The 20,563-nt window shown below is 58.9% G+C and carries 22 protein-coding genes, 1 tRNA gene and 6 pseudogenes; 13 read left to right on the top strand and 16 right to left on the bottom strand.

What is annotated here, in order from left to right:
- The first annotated feature begins 26 nt into the window (after positions 1-26).
- The gene (locus tag LY284_RS34760; protein ID WP_045462590.1) at positions 27-401 is read left to right on the top strand and encodes a hypothetical protein; all 375 of its coding nucleotides are present in this window, start codon (positions 27-29) and stop codon (positions 399-401) included.
- Positions 402-583: 182 nt separating this feature from the next.
- On the opposite strand, the gene LY284_RS34755 is transcribed toward LY284_RS34760, so the two are convergent.
- Complete coding sequence (locus LY284_RS34755; RefSeq protein WP_045462593.1) at positions 584-967, bottom strand: hypothetical protein; 384 nt, start codon at positions 965-967, stop codon at positions 584-586.
- Between the two features lie 246 nt (positions 968-1,213).
- Here LY284_RS34755 and LY284_RS34750 point away from each other — a divergent pair, with 246 nt between their 5' ends.
- The 4 genes from LY284_RS34750 (at position 1,214) to LY284_RS34735 (ending at position 2,887) form a co-directional block, all read left to right on the top strand.
- Positions 1,214-1,657, top strand: a complete 444-nt coding sequence (locus LY284_RS34750; RefSeq protein ID WP_045463296.1) for an Hsp20/alpha crystallin family protein — start codon at positions 1,214-1,216, stop codon at positions 1,655-1,657.
- Positions 1,658-1,682: 25 nt separating this feature from the next.
- The gene (locus LY284_RS34745) at positions 1,683-2,090 is read left to right on the top strand and encodes an Hsp20/alpha crystallin family protein (protein ID WP_233391585.1); all 408 of its coding nucleotides are present in this window, start codon (positions 1,683-1,685) and stop codon (positions 2,088-2,090) included.
- Positions 2,091-2,194: 104 nt separating this feature from the next.
- On the top strand, positions 2,195-2,758 hold the full coding sequence (locus tag LY284_RS34740) for an Hsp20/alpha crystallin family protein (RefSeq protein ID WP_233391583.1): 564 nt from the start codon (positions 2,195-2,197) through the stop codon (positions 2,756-2,758).
- Between the two features lie 56 nt (positions 2,759-2,814).
- Positions 2,815-2,887: transfer RNA gene (locus tag LY284_RS34735), tRNA-Lys, on the top strand.
- A 97-nt stretch (positions 2,888-2,984) separates the two neighbouring features.
- Here LY284_RS34735 and LY284_RS34730 read toward each other — a convergent pair.
- The 8 genes and pseudogenes from LY284_RS34730 to istA form a co-directional block, all read right to left on the bottom strand.
- Entirely contained in the window at positions 2,985-3,341 is a 357-nt protein-coding gene (locus LY284_RS34730) for a hypothetical protein (protein ID WP_233391581.1), read from the bottom strand.
- 111 nt (positions 3,342-3,452) lie between these two features.
- Positions 3,453-4,019, bottom strand: coding sequence for a hypothetical protein (locus tag LY284_RS34725; RefSeq protein ID WP_231928067.1), 567 nt, complete (start codon positions 4,017-4,019; stop codon positions 3,453-3,455).
- Positions 4,020-4,037: 18 nt separating this feature from the next.
- Positions 4,038-4,292 (bottom strand): hypothetical protein, encoded by a 255-nt coding sequence (locus LY284_RS34720; RefSeq protein WP_045462606.1) that lies wholly within the window; start codon positions 4,290-4,292, stop codon positions 4,038-4,040.
- A gap of 119 nt (positions 4,293-4,411) precedes the next feature.
- Positions 4,412-6,034 carry a chaperonin GroEL gene (groL, locus tag LY284_RS34715; protein ID WP_233391579.1) on the bottom strand — a complete coding sequence of 541 codons (1,623 nt, stop codon included), beginning with the start codon at positions 6,032-6,034 and terminating at the stop codon, positions 4,412-4,414.
- A gap of 107 nt (positions 6,035-6,141) precedes the next feature.
- Positions 6,142-6,459, bottom strand: a complete 318-nt coding sequence (gene groES / locus LY284_RS34710; protein WP_014253163.1) for a co-chaperone GroES — start codon at positions 6,457-6,459, stop codon at positions 6,142-6,144.
- Between the two features lie 168 nt (positions 6,460-6,627).
- Positions 6,628-6,776: pseudogene (locus LY284_RS34705) on the bottom strand (diguanylate cyclase); the annotation flags it as partial.
- 85 nt (positions 6,777-6,861) lie between these two features.
- A pseudogene (istB, locus tag LY284_RS34700) lies at positions 6,862-7,649 on the bottom strand (IS21-like element helper ATPase IstB).
- A gap of 2 nt (positions 7,650-7,651) precedes the next feature.
- Positions 7,652-8,785, bottom strand: a pseudogene (gene istA / locus LY284_RS34695) (IS21 family transposase); the annotation flags it as partial.
- A 120-nt stretch (positions 8,786-8,905) separates the two neighbouring features.
- Here istA and LY284_RS34690 point away from each other — a divergent pair.
- Positions 8,906-10,012, top strand: a complete 1,107-nt coding sequence (locus tag LY284_RS34690) for a tyrosine-type recombinase/integrase (protein WP_233391577.1) — start codon at positions 8,906-8,908, stop codon at positions 10,010-10,012.
- Positions 9,933-10,196, top strand: coding sequence for a tyrosine-type recombinase/integrase (locus LY284_RS39420; protein WP_375294332.1), 264 nt, complete (start codon positions 9,933-9,935; stop codon positions 10,194-10,196). Before LY284_RS34690 ends, LY284_RS39420 begins: the two co-directional genes overlap by 80 nt.
- Here LY284_RS39420 and LY284_RS34685 read toward each other — a convergent pair.
- Positions 10,141-11,201: pseudogene (locus tag LY284_RS34685) on the bottom strand (IS630 family transposase). The gene LY284_RS39420 and the pseudogene LY284_RS34685 sit on opposite strands and share 56 nt — an antisense overlap.
- A gap of 65 nt (positions 11,202-11,266) precedes the next feature.
- On the opposite strand from LY284_RS34685, the gene LY284_RS34680 reads away from it, so the two are divergent.
- Positions 11,267-11,527, top strand: coding sequence for a hypothetical protein (locus LY284_RS34680; RefSeq protein ID WP_045462612.1), 261 nt, complete (start codon positions 11,267-11,269; stop codon positions 11,525-11,527).
- A 9-nt stretch (positions 11,528-11,536) separates the two neighbouring features.
- Positions 11,537-12,559: an IS30 family transposase gene (locus LY284_RS34675; protein ID WP_233391575.1), complete on the top strand. Its 1,023-nt coding sequence runs from the start codon at positions 11,537-11,539 to the stop codon at positions 12,557-12,559.
- A gap of 107 nt (positions 12,560-12,666) precedes the next feature.
- Here LY284_RS34675 and LY284_RS34670 read toward each other — a convergent pair whose 3' ends face one another.
- The 4 genes from LY284_RS34670 to LY284_RS34660 all read right to left on the bottom strand — a co-directional run bounded on the left by LY284_RS34670 (position 12,667) and on the right by LY284_RS34660 (position 15,006).
- On the bottom strand, positions 12,667-12,858 hold the full coding sequence (locus tag LY284_RS34670; RefSeq protein ID WP_233391573.1) for a hypothetical protein: 192 nt from the start codon (positions 12,856-12,858) through the stop codon (positions 12,667-12,669).
- A gap of 295 nt (positions 12,859-13,153) precedes the next feature.
- Positions 13,154-13,561, bottom strand: coding sequence for a response regulator (locus tag LY284_RS39415; protein ID WP_375294331.1), 408 nt, complete (start codon positions 13,559-13,561; stop codon positions 13,154-13,156).
- An 82-nt stretch (positions 13,562-13,643) separates the two neighbouring features.
- The gene (nadE, locus tag LY284_RS34665) at positions 13,644-14,489 is read right to left on the bottom strand and encodes an ammonia-dependent NAD(+) synthetase (RefSeq protein ID WP_233391571.1); all 846 of its coding nucleotides are present in this window, start codon (positions 14,487-14,489) and stop codon (positions 13,644-13,646) included.
- Complete coding sequence (locus LY284_RS34660) at positions 14,482-15,006, bottom strand: CinA family protein (RefSeq protein ID WP_045463312.1); 525 nt, start codon at positions 15,004-15,006, stop codon at positions 14,482-14,484. Before LY284_RS34660 ends, nadE begins: the two co-directional genes overlap by 8 nt.
- A 215-nt stretch (positions 15,007-15,221) precedes the next feature.
- Between LY284_RS34660 and LY284_RS34655 the strand changes: the two genes are divergently transcribed.
- Positions 15,222-16,277 carry an IS630 family transposase gene (locus LY284_RS34655; protein WP_233384792.1) on the top strand — a complete coding sequence of 352 codons (1,056 nt, stop codon included), beginning with the start codon at positions 15,222-15,224 and terminating at the stop codon, positions 16,275-16,277.
- A gap of 53 nt (positions 16,278-16,330) precedes the next feature.
- On the opposite strand, the gene LY284_RS34650 is transcribed toward LY284_RS34655, so the two are convergent.
- Positions 16,331-16,825: a ferritin-like domain-containing protein gene (locus LY284_RS34650; protein ID WP_233391567.1), complete on the bottom strand. Its 495-nt coding sequence runs from the start codon at positions 16,823-16,825 to the stop codon at positions 16,331-16,333.
- Between the two features lie 676 nt (positions 16,826-17,501).
- Here LY284_RS34650 and LY284_RS34645 point away from each other — a divergent pair.
- Positions 17,502-17,809 (top strand): annotated as a pseudogene (locus LY284_RS34645) (transposase); the annotation flags it as partial.
- Positions 17,810-17,953: 144 nt separating this feature from the next.
- A pseudogene (locus tag LY284_RS34640) lies at positions 17,954-18,371 on the top strand (IS110 family transposase); the annotation flags it as partial.
- Positions 18,372-18,620: 249 nt separating this feature from the next.
- Here LY284_RS34640 and istB (LY284_RS34635) read toward each other — a convergent pair.
- Positions 18,621-19,388, bottom strand: coding sequence for an IS21-like element helper ATPase IstB (gene istB / locus LY284_RS34635; RefSeq protein WP_045462621.1), 768 nt, complete (start codon positions 19,386-19,388; stop codon positions 18,621-18,623).
- A 98-nt stretch (positions 19,389-19,486) separates the two neighbouring features.
- On the opposite strand from istB (LY284_RS34635), the gene LY284_RS34630 reads away from it, so the two are divergent.
- Positions 19,487-20,524 carry an IS110 family transposase gene (locus LY284_RS34630; protein WP_045463306.1) on the top strand — a complete coding sequence of 346 codons (1,038 nt, stop codon included), beginning with the start codon at positions 19,487-19,489 and terminating at the stop codon, positions 20,522-20,524.
- Positions 20,525-20,563 lie beyond the last annotated feature (39 nt).

The following is a 20,563-nucleotide window of genomic DNA, read 5'->3' as shown; positions in this document are numbered from 1 at the left end:
GGGACTGATGGGTAAGAGGTTTGGCTATGAACATGCAACATATACTTGTCGTGACCGCGGCGGCGTTGGCTATGTGCTGGTCCGGCGACGCAGAGCCGACGAGTGCGCCGGTGCGCACCTTGCCGCTACAAGACGATATCTGGATTACCGGTACCATCCAGCGTGGCAGCGGCCAGTACGCGCCCGGCGACTATACGACGATTTTGCTGGATCGACCGGTGACCTCGCCCTGTAGTGACAACGTGGTCACCGATATCCTTCTCGGTATCGGTGGCAATCCGGCTCCCACACTGCTGCTTCCCTATCTCGACCAGCGGGTGGCCGTCAAGGGGCGCGTGAGCTGTCCTCGCTCGGGCACACAGTTCTCACCGCAGCCGGACGTGGTGTTTCCGGTCTGGTAAAGGTCGACAGGTGCAAAGACGGTGCACCGAGTGCCGAGACCTGGGGGCTCGACCCACTGGGCGTTCTGGTGCAGGGCGGCGGCTTGATCAAGATCAAGCGTGCGCGCGCTAAGGCTAAGTCTCGCAGCATCAAGCGGTGTCGCGCCCGCGGCCCTTACGCCCCGAACTGGGTGAGCGATGCGCTATTGAAGTGGTGGCACCACGCCTAGCTTTTCGGCGAGCATCCTCTCGTAGACACCGAAATGCAGATCGACCTCTTCCTGCGTCACCACTGTTACGAGGATATTGACCTGCGCGGGTTGCAGGCCAAGGACGGTCGCGATCGCCGCTTCGAGTTGGGGCGCGCATAAGCGGTCGTCGGCGAACGTGCTGCCAACCGAGATCTCGTAAGTGCCTTCCTTGCGCGCCACGACTTCGACCATGCGCGCACGCGCGCTCATATTGTTGTCGATCGCAAGCCGAATGACCTGTATCGCCGTACGCATCGTTTCAGTCGGGAAGCCCTTCGTCGAGCGCAGCCGGATACGGTGCCGGCCAAGGGTCAGCCAATCGTATTCGAATTCCATAATGTCCTCGCAAGGGCTGTCGGGAACGTTGAGAAAATATAGGACGCGCCCGTCCGATTTCAAGAGTAGAAAACTCGCAACATCCCCTTGAAATTTCGGCGCGAGATCCTATCTTGAATTTCGCTCAGGCAGTCGCGCAGCAGTTCGGCGCGCTGCGTGTTTCGATTTGTTTGCCCGCGGCACGGTAGACGGACTGGAGCGCGTAGGCCCGTTCGTCTTCCTGCTGGTTCCAAGGAGGAAATGATCATGAGCGATCTCTATTCCGGGACCGACCTGTTCAGCGAGCTCGATCGCCTGCAACGGCAGATGGCGAGCATGTTCGGTGGTTTCCCTTCCAGCATCCGTTCTGGGCGTTTCGGCGCCTTCCCGCAAATCAATATCGGCTCGACCGACGACTCAATCGAGGTCGTTGCGTTTGCGCCCGGAGTCGATCCGACGAGTCTGGACGTGTCAATTGACAAGGGCCTATTGAGCATCAGCGGAGAGCGCGCGGCGGCGCAACCCGCGACCGACGGTGAAGAAATGCGCACCTATGCGCAGGAACGATTCGTAGGTTCTTTTCGACGCGTCATTGAGCTACCGGAGCATGCGGACCCCGACAAAGTTACTGCGCAATACACCAATGGCTGCCTGACGGTGAGCATCGGCAAGCGGGAGGCATCCAAGCCACGAGCTATTACCGTTCAATGAAACGTCAGAGTCGAAGGAGGACATCATGAACGCCACAACAGAGCTTGCCAGGAAAGGCGAAAGCGCGGTCGTCGGCAGGGAGGGGGAGCCGTCCGAGCGTCGGATCACCATCACGCCGCCGGTCGATATCTTTGAAAATAGCCAGGGCGTCGTCTTGTGGGCGGATTTGCCTGGCGTAACGAAGGACCGGCTCGACGTGAAGGTCCACGACGGTAATCTGTTCATCGAAGCCGAGGCGGTGGTGCCGACTCCGGCCGGGCTGCGGCTGCAGCACGCCGAGATCCGCCAGCCCCACTTCGCGCGAGCGTTCTCGCTCGGGTCCGACCTGGACGCCTCGAAGATCGATGCCAATCTGAAGGACGGCGTGTTGCAGCTGACGATACCGCGTCGGGACGAAGCTCGCCCCCGCCGGATCGAAGTACGTACGGGCTGAGTAGGCAAGCGGGAAGAGCAGCATTGGACCTCGAGGTGGCGGTCCGAGAGGCCGCCACCCGGTAATTCAGTCGCTTTGCTGATGAAATCCGCAGGGAGCAAACCATGAACACCGATCAAAAAAAGTGGAACCCGTTCAAATTTCTCCGTGGGTCGACGCGCAAGTCCGATGCGGACAATGTGGAGCGCCCGCCCGGCAGCGAACAATGGCGTTCGGCGTGGCCTGACGTGCCTCGATTCTTCTCGCGCGATCCATGGCGCGCAGTTGAAGAGTTCTTCCACGACCCATTTGCCGGACGCGGGGCGCTGGAACGATGGTTTGGCGACTTCAGCTCATCGCGCTTCCAGCCGCGTATCGACGTGGTCGACGAAGGAAAGGTGCTGCGCGTGACAGCCGAGCTGCCAGGAATGGAGCGCGAGGACGTGAGCGTAAGCGTCGAGGATGGCACGCTCGTCTTGCGCGGCGAGAAGAAACAGGATGTCCGCAGCGAAGAGGACGGCTGCTACCGGCTCGAACGGGCCCATGGGCGCTTTACACGGACCATCCCGATGCCGGAAAACGCCGAGCCGGATCGCGCCTTGGCTAAATTCGACCGCGGCATACTCACACTGACCGTGCCGAAGTCGGAGTCGGCACGCTCGGCGAGCCGCACGATTGATATTGGCTAGGATGACCGCGTTGAGTGCGATGCCCGCAGCATATTCGTCACTTTCGTGGGCAAGTTGGGCCGTTAGCTCAGCTGGGAGAGCAGCGGACTTTTAATCCGTTGGTCACTGGTTCGAATCCAGTACGGCCCATAAGGAGTCCAGACTTAATACTGTCGCACGTGTGCCATGCTAAGATTTACCCTGTAGTGTGGTGACCTGGTCGAGCCAGAGGAGGCGATCAGCTCGATCAAACCGGTACGCCATGACGCGTATGGCTTGCGCTCGTAATCCTCGATGCATACTGGACCGCATTGTTGCGCGTCCCGGATTCGATGTCACACCAGAACTCCTGATGACAGGCGCCTAGAAGGCGGGCGGCCTGATAGCGATGGGCGTGACTCGCCAGCCAAAACTGACACCCATCGAAGAATACCTTCATGGCGGGCCGCGCGGCGCGCATCGTACCCGTGCGGATGGAAACCAAAGCGTCCTCTACGGCAGGGCCGCCGGTTGCCGCTCGCATGACGACTTCGTCGCTCACCGACAGTTGCGAAAACTTGAGGTGGTCCAGGCCGAGCACGCCGGATGGGAGGTTGGGGAACACCGTGCTAGGCGCTCGAGAATCTCTCGGCATATCACTTAGATGGCGTACGCCACGAGCAAGGGATTACGTTATAGGTCATGCCAATTTCGAGGGCGTCTCGCATCTCCACGGTTATCGCGCAGCGGTGGCCCCGTCATCCGTTGGGCGAATTGATCTCGCCTGCTGTGTGCTCACGGGTCTCGTGAGCGCGGAAAAGCCGAGCCTGCGCAGCGCGGTGTTTGCTTGAGCCATGAAGGTTTCAGGCCAAGTGCTGCAGAGAAACTCAAAGGCGGGTCGGGCTTCTTTTAGCAGCGAGCAGAGCGCATCATTGCATTCAGCTTCCGACGGCGTGCAAGTCATCAATTCGCCGAAGAGAACCTGCTGGACGAGGGCGACGCCGCCGCGCTCCGCCACAAAAGAAATCACGGGATAGAAGCGCGGATCTTCGACGATGGCTTGGCCATACGTCTCGGCCAAGGCGATCAAAATCGCCATGTCCATGCGCGACGGCGTCGCGGGAATATGGATGTGACTTGACGCATAACTGCGTTGCATGGAGCTTTGGCGCATAAGCGTCACGACATTCTCAAGTTCGGAGACGATGCGCGCGACGGTGCCATCGGGCATCGCCTCGCTGTTAATACCGTCCGAACTCGTGTGGCTCATCGAGTCATTTGATTTGTAGGGCTTGTCCATCATTTCATGCTCCATCGCAAGTCATTGACCAGCCATGAGATGTCGAATGATCAAGGCCGGGTCGGCGATGTCAAGGATCAGGCGACGGAAAATGCGCTTGCGCATATGGTCGTCGTCAAGTACCCACGGCGCACCTTTTTCGCTCAGATAACGGGCGAGGGCGTCGGCAAGGTTCGCATCGTCGGGCAAATCGAGCCTCAGCGCCAGGAGCGCCGCAATGACATCGTCGAGCTCGACTTCGAGCGGCTTGGAATCAATGCGAAGTTCGAGTTTCATGTCAGTTTGCTAAAAAGCAGCGCCGCACGACGGAGTAAAATGCGGCGCCGATAATGAACCAATTGCACTAATTGCACCTGCCATCACTACAACAGGTACTTCGAGCAACCCGCTGCAGGTTAATACTCCAACTCCCGTGCGGGCGTCTGCGTCGCCTTATCGTCTTTTGGCGCTTCGGCGACAGTGGCATCGGTTGTGAGAATCAGTCCCGCAATCGACGCGGCGTTCTGTAGCGCGGTGCGTGTAACCTTGGTCGGGTCGACGACGCCCGCTTCAACAAGATCGCCGTATTCGCCGAGGGCCGCGTTGTAGCCAAAGTTGCCGTGGCCTTCGACCACCTTGGCGATGACCACCGAAGGCTCGTCGCCCGCATTCGCGGCGATGATGCGCAGCGGCGCCTCGAGCGCGTGCAGTACGATCTGAATGCCCGCGTCCTGATCGCTGTTGGCGCCTTTCAGGCCCGTCACCGCTTCCCGCGCGCGCAGCAGCGCCACCCCACCGCCGGGCACGATGCCTTCCTCGACTGCGGCACGTGTAGCGTGCAGCGCGTCGTCCACGCGGTCTTTCTTCTCCTTCATTTCGACCTCAGTGGCCGCGCCGACCTTGATGACGGCCACGCCACCGGCGAGCTTCGCCACCCGTTCCTGCAGCTTCTCGCGGTCGTAATCGCTTGTCGTTTCCTCGATCTGCGCACGAATGGACTTCACGCGTGCCGCGATGCGCTCTTCGTCGCCCGCGCCATCGATGATGATCGTGTCGTCTTTCCGCACTTCAATGCGCTTCGCTCGTCCGAGATCTTCAAGGGCTGCCTTCTGCAGTTGCTTGCCGGTTTCTTCGGAGATGACCGTCGCGCCCGTCAGGGTTGCGATGTCCTCGAGCATGGCTTTGCGCCGGTCACCGAAACCTGGCGCTTTGACGGCAGCGACCTTGAGGATGCCGCGCATGGCATTAACGACCAATGTCGCCAGCGCTTCTCCATCGATGTCCTCAGCGACGATCAGCAGTGGCTTCCCAGCCTTTGAGGTTGCTTCAAGCACTGGCAACAGATCCCGGATGTTCGAGATCTTCTTGTCGTGCAGCAAAATCAGCGCATCGTCGAGATAGGCAGCCTGCTTGTCGGGATCGTTAATGAAGTAGGGGCTGATGTAGCCACGGTCGAACTGCATGCCCTCGACAACATCCAACTCGTTCTCGAGCGACTTGCCGTCTTCGACGGTGATCACGCCTTCCTTTCCCACTTTTTCCATCGCCTGCGCGATGATCGTCCCGATCGCCTCGTCGGCGTTCGCGGAGATCGAGCCGACCTGGGCAATCTCACGGTTTGTCGAAATCGGCTTCGACAACGTGCGCAGCTCGTCGAGTAAGGCCGCGACGGCCTTGTCGATGCCACGCTTGAGATCCATCGGATTCATGCCGGCGGCAACATGTTTCATGCCTTCCTGGACGATCGCTTGTGCGAGAACGGTCGCCGTCGTGGTGCCGTCGCCGGCCACGTCCGCCGTCTTCGAAGCGACCTGTTTGACGATCTGTGCGCCCATGTTCTCGAATCGGTCGTTGAGTTCAATCTCCTTGGCGACTGACACCCCATCCTTCGTGATGGTCGGCGCGCCGAAGCTGCGTTCGATCAGGACGTTTCGGCCTTTGGGCCCAAGGGTAACCTTCACGGCATCGGCCAGCACATTGACGCCCTTGACGATGCGGGCACGCGCGGTGTCGTGGAATTTGACCTCTTTTGCGCTCATGTTATTGCTCCGGAGTTTGTGTTGACCAGCGGGTCGCGATCTACCGATGCATTGACTGGTCGCACTACCGGCGTCACCAGTCGAGTGTCGGGGATCCGATTTAAAGTTCAGGCAGCCTTGCGCGCCGGACCGGCGTCAGCCTCGAGAACGCCCATGACGTCCTCCTCGCGCATGACAAGCAACTCCTCGCCATCGACCTTGACTGTCTGGCCTGCGTATTTGCCGAATAGAACCTGGTCACCGACCTGTAGCTGGAGCGGGCGCAGCGCGCCGTCCTGCAGCAGCCGGCCGCTGCCGACTGCGACGACTTCGCCTTGTTCTGGTTTTTCTGCTGCTGAATCGGGAATTACGATGCCCGAAGCTGTCGTCCGTTGCGTTTCGATTCGCTTGACGATAACCCGGTCGTAGAGGGGACGAATATGCATTTCCATCTCCTGAGCGATTAAAGGATCACCAATAAGGGAATCCGGCCGCACGATTGCGACACGCTGAGTGCTACCGTGCGGCCGAGCCAAGCCTGGCGAAAAAACGAAATAAGGGTGGGCGTTTTTCGATTCAAGGGGTGGAAAAAACTCGATTTGTAACTTTTTGTATCAGAGCGGCAGCACGATGCGATGCACTCGGCCGAGCCGATAGATGGTGCGCCCCGATGGTCGCGCCGGCGAGATATAGGCGCTGCAGGACACGGGGGCCGACGTCCGCCGTCAGCATTCAATGTGTCGTCGGGTTCGTTGAGCCCGCGCTGTTGCCTTTCGCCGTAAAGGGGCCGGGTGTTTTCGGCGTAATGGCGCTAGCAAAAGGCGCCTGATTCGGCGCTCGAACGGGGATCAAGAATCCGTGTTTTTACCTCCTTTCGCAAGTGCTGATTTGTTGCTCTCGGGCATCGGGTGTGGAACACGGTAGCTCTCGCCGTCGAGCACGACGCGGTATGCCGCGTGTCGCAAGCGATCAAGCGTTGCAGCGCCGAGCATTTTGTTGGTCGCGAACGCGTCGCCCCATTCCGTAAAATCCAAATTACTTGTTAAGACAGTCGATGTACGCTCGTACCTCTCGGCAAACAGATCGTGGAAGTCTTCGTCTTCGGGCGTGCGCATGGGTTTCAGTCCAAGTCGTCAATGATGAGCAACGGCACCTTGGCAAGCGCCTGGAATCGCCGTTCGTAGGAGCCCACGGCTTGCGCGTTGCGTAGCGTGCTGAGAAGCCGGGTCTGAGTCATGAACAGGACATCGTGACCTTGCCGGGCGGCGGAGTGGCCCAGTGCCTGCGCCAGATGGCTTTTGCCCGTTCCGCAAGGACCGGCGATTAGCACGCTGACCTTCTCATCGATGAAGCGACAGGTCGCAAGATCATGGACGACGGCGCGATTAAGATTGGGTAGCCGGTCGAAGTCGAAACCTTCCAGTGTCTTCTGTCCACGGAAGTTCGCGCGGCGCATGCGGGCGTCGAGCTTTCGATGATCGCGCCGTGCGATCTCGTCCTGGATAAGCAACGTCAGGAAATCGGTATAGGCGAGCTTACGGTCGATGGCTTCATGGTTGCGTGCTTCGAGCGTGTCGAGGATGCCGGACAGTCGCAATTGCTTAAGAGAAGACGTGAGTTCGGGAATTGGATTCATGTTCAATGGATCAGGAGAGTCTGGGTATCGCGGCAGAAGCGGCCGCCGTGGGTGTAGGTGGTCGCGCCTGATTCAACAGGTTCGATCGACAGCCAGGTCTGATCGAGGCCTTTCTGCGAGATCAGCTTGACGGCTCTGTAGCTCGGCGTGCCGAAGTGATTCGCGCGACGGCAGGCCGCCTCCAGGCGGGACGCGCCGAACTGCTGAGCAAAGCGCAGCACGCCCTGTACAGCGCGCAGCTTGATGAGAACCTGATCGCCGAAGAGCGCGTGAACAAGCGCGTGGCATGACGGCCCGATACGTTGCGCTTCTCTCAGACACCATTGGGTGTCGTGCATTTGCCAGGCCTGTGCTGCTGACGGCATGTGATCGACCACAGTGATACGCGTTCCTGGCGTAGTCTGGCGGACATGCGATGCCGACAGTTCGTGCTCGTAGTAGAGCTGCACCATGTTGGCGGTCGCCTTGAGCCACAGATCTTTACCGGCAAGCCGGAACGGCACAGAATAGTAGGCGCGCTCGAATTGCAAATGGGCGTCGCGATGGACCTTCACGCGCGCCCAAGTTGCCAGCTCGGGCGGCACATCGGGAAGCGGCTGCAACAGCGCCTGTTCGACATCCTCGAAACGCTTGAGCGGCACTTCGCGCGTCGTGCCATGCGTCCGGGTGCTGGCCTCGTGCATCACCCAGGCTCGTGCTTGCCGGTTGGCGTCGTCAAGATCACGGAATTCGCGAAGACGAAGGAAGCTCGACTTCACGTATTTGACGCCCGACTCGACAATTCCTGTTTTAGCCGGGTCCCTCGGCGGACACGGATCGATCTTGAACGAATACCCTTCGGCGCATTGCGCATAGGCCCGCTGGACTTCGGGTTCGTAGATACAGGCCTTGACGATGGCACACTTGGGGTTATCGATGATGACGCGTCCCACTACGCCGTTGAACCATTCGAAGGCGTGACGGTGACATAGCAACCATGTGTCGACGCTCTGATCGCGGACAAACGCAATGTATTGATGCCGCGACCAGCACAACGTCATCACGAAGAACCACGTCTTGTGGACCTCGCCGGTGTGTGCATCGGTGATGGTCGGACCTGCGCCGAAATCAACTTGCGCGGCTTCTGCTAATGGGAAGGAAGCCATAATGGGAAGGAAGCCGTTGCGCCCGCTGGCGATCCGTGCTTCTCTCTCAAATCTGCTTTCCATTATGGGCACGTGGCATCCTCGGGCTTGGTCTCGTCCAAGGAGGTTCCCATGTTCACTCCGGTATTAACTGATGAGCGGTTGATCGAGAAACTGCTGGCACATCTGCGGGCCGAGGGATACTCCCTACGGATCCAACGGTGGTATCCGGCTCGGGTGCGTCAGTTCCTCAATTACTGCCACCGCAATGGACTGTCTATCGAAACCGTTTCCTCGGGACATGTGACCCAGTTCTTGCGCGGGCAATATCGACTTTCGCGGAAGCGAAACAGTAATCTGCCACCGCTGCAGCAGTGGCAACATCGATACACCGGTGCCATCAATATGATGCTGCGTCTCGTGCGCGGTGCTTGGCCCGTCCCGGACCCGCCTAGCACCCCACTCGAAGGTTTCCATCGCGATATAGCTAGGGAATACGACACATGGTTGCGCGACCTACGCGGACTGCACCCGCTGACTCGAGCCAAGCGCACAATGCATGCGTTGAAATTTCTAAGTTCACTTGGGCACCGCGCAGACGAGCAGCGTCTGAAGTACTTGAGCGTTCAAGAACTCGACGCGTACTTGAAGCAATGTTGTGTCGGGCTGCGACGCGCATCCATAGAAGATCGGACCGTCTGCCTTCGTGATTTTCTTCGTCACTTGTGGCGCACCGGGCGAACTGCCGCTGATCTCGCTGGCACTGTGATTGGGCCACACATCTATGAGCACGAAGGCATCCCAGTCGCCCTGCGGACAGAAGATGTGACGCGAGTTCCGGAGGTGACTCGGAGGGACGTCTCTCCGGTCGGCCTGCGCGACTACGCCATCTTGTCCCTGTTGTCCACCTACGGCTTACGTGCTGCAGAAGTTGTCAATTTACACCTGGAGGACATCGACTGGAGGCGGGACATGCTTCGCGTGCGCCATACGAAGACAGGGACCTCGTCTGGACTGCCATTGCTACCCGAACCGGGCGAAGCGTTGCTCCGATATTTGGAGAAGGCGCGACCGCCCAGCGTTTATCGAGAGGTATTCCTGCGCATCCAGGTGCCGTACCGTCCATTCAAGAATGGATCGATCCTCAACTGCATCATGAATGCGCGTCTACGAGCAGCCGGGATCACTCCGCAAGGAAGGAAAGGGCCCTCACGCGTTTCGCCACGCGCGTGCCGTTAGCTTGCTGCGATCTGGCGTGCCACTCAAGATCATCGGCGACGTGTTGGGTCACACGTCCGCCGGGGCGACCGCAGGATATCTGAAACTCGCGACCGAAGATCTGCGATCCATCGGACTAGTCGACTGCGTCATTGATTTGGCACCTGGCGAATTCGACGTGAAGGATCGTCATACTTCCACTTGATCGGCTTAGGATTTTTGTTGTGCTCGCGGATGTAGTGCATGAGTTTGCGATTCAGATCCTTTACTGAAGTGAAGATGCCCCGGGCGATCACATCGCGTTGGATGCGCGAGAACCAGTTTTCCACTTGGTTAAGCCACGACGAGTAGGTCGGCGTGAAGTGCAGACGTACGTTGCGATGCGCGCTGAGGAAGGTGGCCACCCGCCCCGTCTTATGGCTACTCCGTTGTCACAGATGACATGGATTTCCCTGCGTTTGGGCTGGCTGGCCACGACGTCGGTCAGGAAGGCCACAAACTGTTCGCTGGTGTGGCGCGGCGCTGTTTTGCCCATCACCTCGCCGGTCGCAGTATTGAACGCCGCGAACAGGCTGAGCGTGCCGTTGCGCTTGTACTCGAAGCCGTGACTCTCGGCGCGCCCCGGCGACAGCGGCAGCATCCGGTCCTTGCGGTCGAGTGCCTGAATCGCGGTCTTCTCGTCCACACAGAACACCGCTGCATGCGCCGGCGGGTTCAGGTAAAGCCCGATCACGTCGGCTGCTTTGGCCTCGAAGTCCGGGTCGTTGGAGACCATGTGCCGCTCCAACTGCTGCGGCTTGACCCCATGCTTGCGCCAGATGCGCTGCACGGTCGAGACCGACACGTCGCCGAGCTCTGCCGCAAGCTTATAGCTGCTCCAGTGTGTCGAGCCGTCGGCGGGTTTGTGCTTGAGAGTGCGGTTGAGCACACGCGCCTCAAGTCTGGCTGGCGGCTGCTTGGGAGCGCGCCCGGGATGTCGGCCATACATGCCAGATAGTCGCTCGCAAAGAAAGCGCCCCGACCAGCGCGCGATGAAGCGCGAGTCGCAACCCAGTGTGCGCATAATGCTGTCGCGCGATTCGCCGTCCTCGAGCATCAGGATCAACTTCGCACGTCGTACGTCCGCCGCACGCACCGTTCGGCTGCGCGCCGCCGACAGCAGTTGCTCGCGTTCGGTATCGGTCAGATTCATTTTGCCCATGACCTGCATCTGAACACACCTGGGGTGCCAATTCAATGATGCATTGCACTAGCTCTGCCAGGAGGCTTTTTGCCATGACTCATTTATCTTCCAACAACGCAGCCCTCATCGAGCTCTTTTTGCAGACGCAAGGTTTTCGCCACCCGGCTACGCACAAGAACTATGCAGGTATTCTGCGCAACTTCGTCGGCTTTCTCACAGACCATCGCGCGGTTACATCACCGGACATCGCAATCGTGACGCAATGGTTGAAGCAACAAAGTCTCAAGTGGCAGGTGCACATTCTTTATCACCAGGCGGCCTCAAATCTGAAGTGCAACACCTGTTTCGTATAGGGTGTTGCGATGCACGAAAAGACCCAGTATCAACAGCTTCAACCCGAAGAGCGCCTGACCATTGCCAGCCTGCATTTGCAGGGTTCGAGTATCCGGGCCATGGCCCGGATACTCGGCCGCTCGCCGTCCACCGTCAGCCGTGAACTGAGGCGAAATCGTTCTCCTTCGGGCTATGCATCCGCACCTGCAGAAGTGCTCAGCGCCGCGCGTCGGAGTGCGGGTCGCCGTCCCACAAAGCTCTGCCCGCAGAGTGTGTGCTGGCGCATCGTTCTTACCCTGCTCGAGTGGAAATGGTCACCTCAGCAGATATCGGGCACACTCAAGCGCATGTATCCGACCGACCCGACCCAGCACGTGTCCCACGAAACTATCTATACGGCCATCTACGCCCAGCCGCGCGGCGAGCTGCGCCGTCAGCTTATCGCCTGCCTGCGCCACGGCCACAGCACACGCATGCCGCGCACACGGGGTACAGACCGACGCGGACAGATTCCGGACATGGTCAGTATTCATGTGCGGCCGCCCGAAATCGAGGACCGACTGCTGCCCGGACATTGGGAGGGCGACTTCATCAAGGGCGCCAACAATGCGTCTTCAGTCGGAGTGCTGGTGGAACGGACCAGCCGCCTGGTGCTGCTGGCGAAGATGGGAGATGCTACAGCTGCTTCCGCGCTGGCAGGCTTCTCTACCAAACTCAATTCGATTGCCGAGCCATTACGGCAGAGCTTCACCTACGACCAAGGCAAGGAGATGTCGCGGCATGCAGAGCTCACCGCCGCCACCGGTGTGAAGGCGTACTTCTGCGACCCGCACAGCCCATGGCAACGCGGCACGTGTGAAAACACCAACGGCCTGCTGCGCCAGTATCTGCCCAAAGGCACCGACCTTTCCGTCTACAGTCAGGACGAACTTGACGCCATTGCCGACAGTCTGAACAGCAGGCCTCGCGCCACTCACGCCTTCCATTCGCCGCTCGAGGTCTTCGCCGCAACACTCGCTTCGGCAGCTCAACCTCATGGCTCTAAACATTAAAGCCGCTGTTGCACTTCAACCTTGAAACCGCCCGTCCAATACGCGGCCAAATCGAGCGAAATCCCAACCGTTGGCAAACCCGGTCTCCGCAACGTCGGCGGTTCCCATTATGTTGGCCCCCAGGCAATAAATTCGCCCAAAAACATAGTATCAAATGAGACTGCCTCACGCGGTGGCGCGGCTTGCGAGACGTCGCCCCAAATCACTAAAGCAATGCGAGTGCCGCCCCCAGGCAGGAAGACGCTGACAAAGACGATCTGCTTGACGACGGGACAACTATCAGCCGTCTCGAGCAGCACGCTCGTGCTCCCGATACGACGATCGAGTCGATATTGGTTGACCGGAGGCCTGCGATGCCGAGGATAGTGGGCTGGCCCCTTCGTAACAACGGCCGCGACGTTCCCATGAGCAGCCGGGCGAAGTCGGCAATCGAGCCTAGATAACGAACGTCGCCCTCCTGCTGGACGGCGGCGTAACCCCCTGGCACTTTCGAAGCTCAAGCAGAAAGGTAGAACGCCGGTCCTGATGAGGAATCTTCTCTTTTGATGCGCGCACGCTGCGCCGGCCCGCGTTTAATGAAGCAGTTCAGAGCTATCATCGGATGCGCGAGAAGTGGCTCGCCGCTCGCCTTAGCACTGCGTGTCTAATTCCACGTCGGCGTCGTTCGACTAATTTCAGTTGACGAAGCAGGGCGAGCACTGCGAAGGGCTTGCTCATAAAACAGACACAAGGTACGTTTGGGCGCCGCCGCGCATCAGACATGAGGATCACCGGGATTTGCGCTAGATTCGGGTCCGCAAGCATTGAACGGATTAACCGTACACCATCCAGGCCCGGCATAGCACAGTCCGTTACTACAATATCCGGCGGCGACGACTTCACGAGCAATAAAGCGTGCTCGCCGTCGGTTGCAGTTCGGACAATATGACCTTCCGCCGCAATCGCGACGCCGAGAGAACCCAGCCACCCGATGTCATCGTCGACCAGAAGCACCGAAGCCATGCCACATCACTCCGCTGTCGCTTATGGTAGACCTGCGTTACCCGCTCACCGATACTCCGAAAGCACAGATTTGCCCGCGCGGTCAGCTTCGACTGACCTCGACGGGAAGTGAGCGCTTGTGACGAGTCGCTGTATAAAAGCGGTGTATCGTTGTGAGCACCTCTTCATTGACTTCTTTGCCCTCGAGGAAATCGTCGATGTTTTCGTAACTAATGCCGTAGCTGTCCTCATCGGGCCGCTGCGGCGTGAGCGACTCCAAGTCAGCAGTGGGCACCTTCATGACAAGCCGCTCCGTCGCCCCCATGGAGCGCGCCAGGGCGCGCACCCGTCGCTTGGTCAGTCCAGAGAGTGGCAGAACGTCGGCGCCGCCGTCACCATACTTGGTGAAGAACCCCATCAGCGACTCCGCAGCGTGGTCTGTGCCAATGACGACCCCCACGCGTGCGCCAGCAATTGCGTACTGCGCGATCATGCGCTCACGCGCCTTGATGTTGCCCAGCACGAAGTCCTTCTGAAAATCATCCGTGTACTGTGCGCCTGCGCGCTCGAGCGCCGCGAGCATTTCGTCGGAAGCCCCTTTCACGTTGACATCGAAAGTCTCGTCGGGCCGCACGAAATCCAGCGCGAGCCGGGCATCGTCCTCGTCGCGCTGCATCCCATAAGGCAGTCTTACCGCGACAAAATGCGCCTCGTATCTGCGTGCCCGTAGACGCTCGACGCTCAACTGAGCGAGACGGCCTGCCGTCGAGGAATCGACGCCTCCGCTGATACCGAGCACCAGGGTTCGAAGACCCTGCGATACCAGGTAATCGCACAAGAAGCCGACCCGCCGCTCGCGCTCGACGTCCACGTCGAACTGCGCGGTGACGCCGAGTTCGTCGATTATCTGCTGCTGCCAGGCCCGCCAATCGTTCGGATTGTTATTCATCGCTCTTCCCTCCAGGATTACGAGTCGATTGCTGGTTGAAGTAATGCTCGATACGGGAGATCGCGTAGTGCGCTGCGGCCTGTCGCACTTCGTTACGCTCCCCTTCGAATTTCTTCGTCTCGCTGAAGGTCGCGACGTCTCCGGTCCGTGAACGAAACGACCACGCGAAGCACTGAGTGCCTGCAGGCGGCCCGCCGCCCGGCGCGGCGTCGGCAACGCCCGTGTTGGAGACCGCGACATCTGCGCAACATGCCTCCTGCTGCAGCGCGCCCTCGCTCATCTCGCGGGCAACGGCCTCGCTCGTCAGGCCGTACCGCTCCATCGTTTCCTTCCGCACTCCGAGAAAACCGGCTTTACCAGAGGGTGAATAGGTGACGAAGCCCACGTCAAGGCAGCTACCGCTGCCTGGAACGGACGATATCAAGGATGCAATGAACCCTGCGGTGCAGGACTCGGCCGTTGCCAGCTTTAGCCCCCTTGAGGTAAGGAAGGAAACTGCTTGCCGCGGTAGGTCCATATTCGTCTCCTGTGCATGGCTGTGCTGCCGAGCACGCCTGAGGGAGTTCGCGCGTCGAGCCCTTTCGGCGTCGTGAGCCGCGTCCTCGCGTGGCATAACGGCCATGCGAGGCTTTTCATCTCTCAAAACCACGGGCAACAGCCTCCCAATGTCGCGATGAACTAGTGGACTGTAACGTTTAAATGGGAAGTATCATTGCGTCTTGGGAGGACGCGATGAACTTGACCGAAAGCGAAATCATGGAACTGCAGCGGCGAGCCAGTGCGAGGACCGTGCGAGCGGATTCGGCACGTCGCGCTCGCCTGATCTTGCTGCTCGCTGACGGGCTGACCTGGTCGGAGATCAGAGCCAAGCTCGATTGCAGCGACAGCTACATCGATCGCTGGAGCAAGCGCTTCGCTGCGGAGCGGTTGGCGGGCTTGTTCGCTCGTCACACCGGGCGCGAACGCTACAAGGTGACCGATCGCGTGGAAGCACGAGTGCTTGCGCGTACGACCAGGCACACGCCCGCGGACGGCTCCACGCACTGGTCCACGCGCAAGCTCGCGGCCGAACTCGGCGGCGACATCTCGCACATGACTGTGGCCCGCATCTGGGCCAAACACGGCATCAAGCCGCATCGGCTGGAGGGCTACCTTGCCTCCAATGACCCGGACTTCGAGACCAAGGCGGCCGATGTCATCGGGCTGTATCTCAACCCGCCGCAGCATGCGGCCGTATTCAGCGTCGACGAGAAGACTGCCATTCAGGCGCTCGATCGCAAAGACCCTGTGCTACCCCTGTCGCCGGGACGCGCCGAGCGTCACGGCTTCGAGTACCTCAGACACGGCACGCTTTCGCTGTACGCCGCCTTCAATACAAAGACTGGCGAAGTCCTCGGCAAGACGGCAACGCGGCATACCTCGGCCGAGTTCGTAGCGTTCCTGAGCGACCTCGTGGCCAACCAACCCCGCGGCAAAGAAATTCATGTCATTGCCGACAACCTCTCGGCGCACAAGACCCGGCAGGTCGATGCGTTTCTCAGCGAGCACCCGCAAGTTCATATGCACTTCACCCCGACCTATTCGTCCTGGCTCAACCAGGTGGAGTTATGGTTCGCCAAGATCGAGCGTGACGTGATCTCGCGCGGCGTGTTCACCTCGGTACCCGATCTCAAGCGAAAGCTCATGCGCTACATCCGCAAATACAACGAGCAACCCAAACCCGTAAAGTGGAAGTACTTTGACCCAACACGTCGAATTACTCCCGTTTCAATCGTTACAGGCCACTAGAGACCCTGTTCGCATCTTTCAATCCGCGGCTCTTCACCCGTGGCCGTAGCCCATTACTTGCCCACCTCCTCCTTCGACAACTCTTGCTTAGCCAACATGGTCAGCTTTTCGTCTGTTGCCTTTTCCTCGTCCAACGTCTCCAGTAAAAGATTCATGCCGTCGGTGTAACCGAGCTTTTTCGCAAGCGTCGCCAGCGTGCCGTACGCAGCGATTTCGTAGTGCTCAACTTTCTGAGCCGCCGCGATCAGCGCGGCATCCAGAATCGGGCCTTTTTCGATTTCCTCGATCTGCTCTTGGCCCTCTTCAACGAGTCCCTCCATGGCGACACACTTGACGCGCTTAAGCTTGATGCCAGTGCTTTCGACTACTTTATCGATCCGTTCCACTTGTCCTTGCGTCTCCTCCAAGTGAGTCTTAAACGCTGCCGATAAATCAGGATTGGTTGCAGCCCGGGCCAGTCGGGGCAGTGCCTTGGTCAACTGCTTCTCCGCACTGTAGATGTCCGAGAGTCCGTGAATAAAAAGATCATTCAGGGTTGCGACGGCCATGGCGATTCTCCATAAAAGGTGGCGAGTAACGGCATAGATGCGCGCGCAAAACTCATGCCGCGGATTCGCGTCATCTCTTGGCCAGGACGACCCCCGGCACATCGACCTGCCGATCGGCCGAGCGAGCGTCCAGGAGTCGCGATTACCCCGCCCCGGCTTCATCCATGAGTAGCGCGCCCTCGATATCCTGGCCATATATCGACAGACGAATGCCACTCGCCCTCGGTGCCAAGGCGCGAATCGAGCGGTCAAATGTCATTCGTCTACTGCTCTGTTGATGCTGGGGTGAGGTTCTTTTTGCCATCTGGTGCTGCTCGGTATACACGGAGGCTTACCGAAGCTGCCAATTGGAAGAACTGTTGGTGGACGCCTTCGATCGTGCCTGTTGGTCAGGAGGATGGCGAGGCAGAATCACGCGCTTTGCAGATGCTGCTTCAAGACATTCACTCCCTGGTCTCCTTCTTCCCCGAAGGAGACGACAATAAATGTCCCGCAGCATCGCTAAGGACCGCTCAGCCGGCGGTCGTTAACGGGGGGATTTTGACGTGACCATACCTGGAATGATATGAACGGCCCCGCCCTGAGGTGCAAGTGGATGGATCCTCACGGGCCGACGGCATCAGAGTGCCCAGATTGGAAGATCATGAGATCTTCACAGGCAACCGGAGGATCCAAAGTGAACTATACGACCGTCGGCGTGGACACGCCAAGAACGTGATGCAGATGCATTGGATCGATCCCGACACCGGTGAGGTTGTCAACAGATCGATCAAGCGCACAGCGTTTCTCGAGCATTTCGCGAACCGCACACCCTGCCTGATCGGGATGGAGGCGTGTGGCGGCGCTCAGCACTGGGCTCGCGCTCTCACTAAAATGGGGCACCAAGTCAAACTGATGCCCGCAAAGTTCGTCAAGGCCTTCAACATCGGTAACAAGAACGATCCCGCAGATGCGCGAGCGATTTGGATGGCAGCGCAGATGCCGCGTAATAGAGAACGACAGATGGAATGAACGCCCCCACCTACCAGGTGGGTGACGCCGAGGAGGTGGACCCTCACGGGCCGACGGCATCAAAGTGCCCAAATGGAAGATCATTGAGGTCTTCACAGGCTAACCGGAGGGTCCGAAATGAAGTATACGACGGTCGGGGTGGACATCGCGAAGAACGTCTTCCAGCTTCACTGGGTGGATGCCCGGCACGGGCGAGATTGTGAACAAGCAACTGAAGCGCGCCGCATTTCTCGAGCATTTTGCGAATCGCGAGCCTTGCCTCATCGGAATGGAGGCTTGCGGCGGTGCCCAGCGTTGGGCACGGCGATTGATGGAGATGGGCCATCAGGTCAAGCTGATGCCGGCGAAGTTCGTAAAGGCTTTCAACATCGGCAACAAGAATGATCCTGCCGATGCTCGTGCGATCTGGATGGCCACGCAGATGCCGAGCAAGCCCGTCGCTGTGAAGACCGAAGCCCAGCAGGCCGTATTGGCGCTGCATCGGTTGCGGCAACAGAAGATCAAGTTCCGCACGATGCAGATGAACAGTCTGCGCCCGGATGGGCAGTTCAAACTCCTCCACCTGTGGGCGGCTAAATTCCCCCAGGCAGGACCAGTGGATTATGCGTCGGATTCCTCAGTGACGGCAAGCCTGGTCGCTGCTTCCCGGAGGCGATAACTCTTTCCTTCAAACTCGAGTAGTTTGGAGCGATGTGCGTATTTCGGCGAACGTGACCGCCGATTTCGGGAACGTGACCGTTTGACGCGGTCGGGCGTTGCGCGGTGTCGATTGTAGATTTCCTTGCTAGTTCTGGTCGAGCTCTGGTTCGAGCACGCTGGATTTCGGAGATGGTTTTCTAAGAGATTCGCCCGTCAGTTTGATGCGGTGATGTCGCTGCATAAGGCGATCGAGCATTGCGTCGGCGATCGTCTCGTCGCCTATCCAGCCATGCCAGTGTTCGATTGGTAGCTGGCTGGTCACGATCGTGGCTTTACCGGCAGACCGGTCATCAATCATCTCGAGCAAATCGTTTCGGACCATCGCGTCGAGCGGAGCCATTCCCCAATCGTCCAGCAGAAGAACATCAACGCGAGCAACCTGCAGCAGCCATTTGGTGAAGCCGCCGTTGCCGTGGAGGACGCGCAGTTCCTCGCCGAGGCGCGGCACACGTAGGTACAACGCGGAGTGCCCGCGTCGACAGGCATACTGCGCGAGGGCGCAAGCGAGCCATGATTTACCTGCGCCGGTTGGGCCGCTAATGAGCAGGCTGTATCCAGATTCGACCCAGTCGCCGAGAGCCAGGCTTGTGAGCGAACGCGGGTCCACGCCTCGACCAGCGCGGGTGTCGAGATCTTCGATGGCGGCCTGCGGATACTTCAGGCGCGCTTGCTTGAGCAGTCGGGTGCGGCGACGATCATCGCGCCAACTTGCTTCCCGGTCGACCAGCAACGATAGGCGTTCCTCGAAGCTCAGAGCCGCAGTACCGGGCTGCGTCAGTTGTTCTTCCAATCCGTCAGCGAACCCATCCAACTTCAGGGTGCGTAGTTGCGTCAAGGTTTGATGCATCATCATGGCGGGTTCTCTTTATTAATGGAATGGACGCCCCCACCCGACGTAACGCGAAGGCTGTCAAAATTGCCGCGTCACTATTCGAATTGATAGGTGCGACCATGATCATTACGACCGTTGGAATCGATCTTGCAAAGAACGTCTTCCAGATTCACGGTGTGAACAAGAACGGCAAACCCGCATTGAAGAAACAGCTTAAACGCGATCACATGCTAAGTTTCTTCGTGAACCTGCCGCCTTGCCTGATCGGGATGGAAGCATGCGGCGGAGCTCATCATTGGGCGCGCAAGCTGCAGGCGTTGGGCCATACCGTCAAGCTCATGGCCCCTCAGTTCGTAAAGCCGTACGTTAAATCCAATAAGAATGATGCTGCGGATGCCGAAGCGATTTGCGAGGCGGTAGCGCGACCCAACATGCGTTTCGTGCCTCTTAAAAATGTTGATCAACAGGCGGTACTCGCCGTACATCGAGCTCGTCAGGGTTTCGTTATCGCGCGTACAGCACAGGCGAATCAGATTCGTGGCCTACTTGCTGAGTTTGGGATAGTCTTCGCGCAAGGTATAGCGAACGTCCACCGACGCACGCGGGAGTTGATAGAAGATGCCAGCAACGAACTTCCCAGTAATTTCCGGTTATTGATTGATCGATTGCTCACTAATCTCGATCAACTCGATAAACAGGTTAGTGAGCTTGAAGCGCAGATCAAAGCTGCCCACCGCGCAAACGAGATGAGCAAGAAGCTCGAGCGTATCCCCGGCATTGGTCCTATCACGGCAAGTGCGCTCATCGCCACAATAGGGGATGCGAAAAGTTTCACAAACGGGCGGCAACTTGCGGCCTGGTTGGGATTGGTTCCGGCCCAATCATCAAGCGGCGGCAAGGCAACACTGCTCGGCATAAGCAAACGCGGGGACGTTTATCTGCGAACCTTACTCATTCATGGCGCGCGCGCCGCGCTGAGGGCATTCCAGAATAAGGTCGATCGAAACGGAAACATCTGGCTTCAGAAATTATTGGGGCGACGGCATTTCAACGTAGCAGCGGTCGCGCTCGCGAACAGAAACGCGCGCACAGTCTGGGCTCTTCTCGCTCGCGATCGACAGTATCAGGCGGACTATAGGACAGTTCAAACAGCTTGAGTGCATTAACGAGTTGCTAGAAATCAATGTAGTAAGGAA

This window comes from Caballeronia sp. PC1 (assembly GCF_021353155.1).
GTDB classification, from domain to species: Bacteria; Pseudomonadota; Gammaproteobacteria; order Burkholderiales; family Burkholderiaceae; genus Caballeronia; species Caballeronia cordobensis.
This window is presented reverse-complemented; position numbering and strand designations above follow the sequence as displayed.

Bases quoted from the DNA above. Each gene is read 5' to 3' on its own strand.
- LY284_RS34760 (WP_045462590.1), top strand. From the start codon at position 27: ATGAACATGCAACATATACTTGTCGTGACCGCGGCGGCGTTGGCTATG.
- LY284_RS34755 (WP_045462593.1), bottom strand. From the start codon at position 967: ATGGAATTCGAATACGATTGGCTGACCCTTGGCCGGCACCGTATCCGG.
- LY284_RS34750 (WP_045463296.1), top strand. From the start codon at position 1,214: ATGAGCGATCTCTATTCCGGGACCGACCTGTTCAGCGAGCTCGATCGC.
- LY284_RS34745 (WP_233391585.1), top strand. From the start codon at position 1,683: ATGAACGCCACAACAGAGCTTGCCAGGAAAGGCGAAAGCGCGGTCGTC.
- LY284_RS34740 (WP_233391583.1), top strand. From the start codon at position 2,195: ATGAACACCGATCAAAAAAAGTGGAACCCGTTCAAATTTCTCCGTGGG.
- LY284_RS34725 (WP_231928067.1), bottom strand. From the start codon at position 4,019: ATGATGGACAAGCCCTACAAATCAAATGACTCGATGAGCCACACGAGT.
- LY284_RS34720 (WP_045462606.1), bottom strand. From the start codon at position 4,292: ATGAAACTCGAACTTCGCATTGATTCCAAGCCGCTCGAAGTCGAGCTC.
- groL (WP_233391579.1), bottom strand. From the start codon at position 6,034: ATGAGCGCAAAAGAGGTCAAATTCCACGACACCGCGCGTGCCCGCATC.
- groES (WP_014253163.1), bottom strand. From the start codon at position 6,459: ATGCATATTCGTCCCCTCTACGACCGGGTTATCGTCAAGCGAATCGAA.
- LY284_RS34690 (WP_233391577.1), top strand. From the start codon at position 8,906: ATGTTCACTCCGGTATTAACTGATGAGCGGTTGATCGAGAAACTGCTG.
- LY284_RS39420 (WP_375294332.1), top strand. From the start codon at position 9,933: ATGCGCGTCTACGAGCAGCCGGGATCACTCCGCAAGGAAGGAAAGGGC.
- LY284_RS34680 (WP_045462612.1), top strand. From the start codon at position 11,267: ATGACTCATTTATCTTCCAACAACGCAGCCCTCATCGAGCTCTTTTTG.
- LY284_RS34675 (WP_233391575.1), top strand. From the start codon at position 11,537: ATGCACGAAAAGACCCAGTATCAACAGCTTCAACCCGAAGAGCGCCTG.
- LY284_RS39415 (WP_375294331.1), bottom strand. From the start codon at position 13,561: ATGGCTTCGGTGCTTCTGGTCGACGATGACATCGGGTGGCTGGGTTCT.
- nadE (WP_233391571.1), bottom strand. From the start codon at position 14,489: ATGAATAACAATCCGAACGATTGGCGGGCCTGGCAGCAGCAGATAATC.
- LY284_RS34660 (WP_045463312.1), bottom strand. From the start codon at position 15,006: ATGGACCTACCGCGGCAAGCAGTTTCCTTCCTTACCTCAAGGGGGCTA.
- LY284_RS34655 (WP_233384792.1), top strand. From the start codon at position 15,222: ATGAACTTGACCGAAAGCGAAATCATGGAACTGCAGCGGCGAGCCAGT.
- LY284_RS34650 (WP_233391567.1), bottom strand. From the start codon at position 16,825: ATGGCCGTCGCAACCCTGAATGATCTTTTTATTCACGGACTCTCGGAC.
- istB (WP_045462621.1), bottom strand. From the start codon at position 19,388: ATGATGATGCATCAAACCTTGACGCAACTACGCACCCTGAAGTTGGAT.
- LY284_RS34630 (WP_045463306.1), top strand. From the start codon at position 19,487: ATGATCATTACGACCGTTGGAATCGATCTTGCAAAGAACGTCTTCCAG.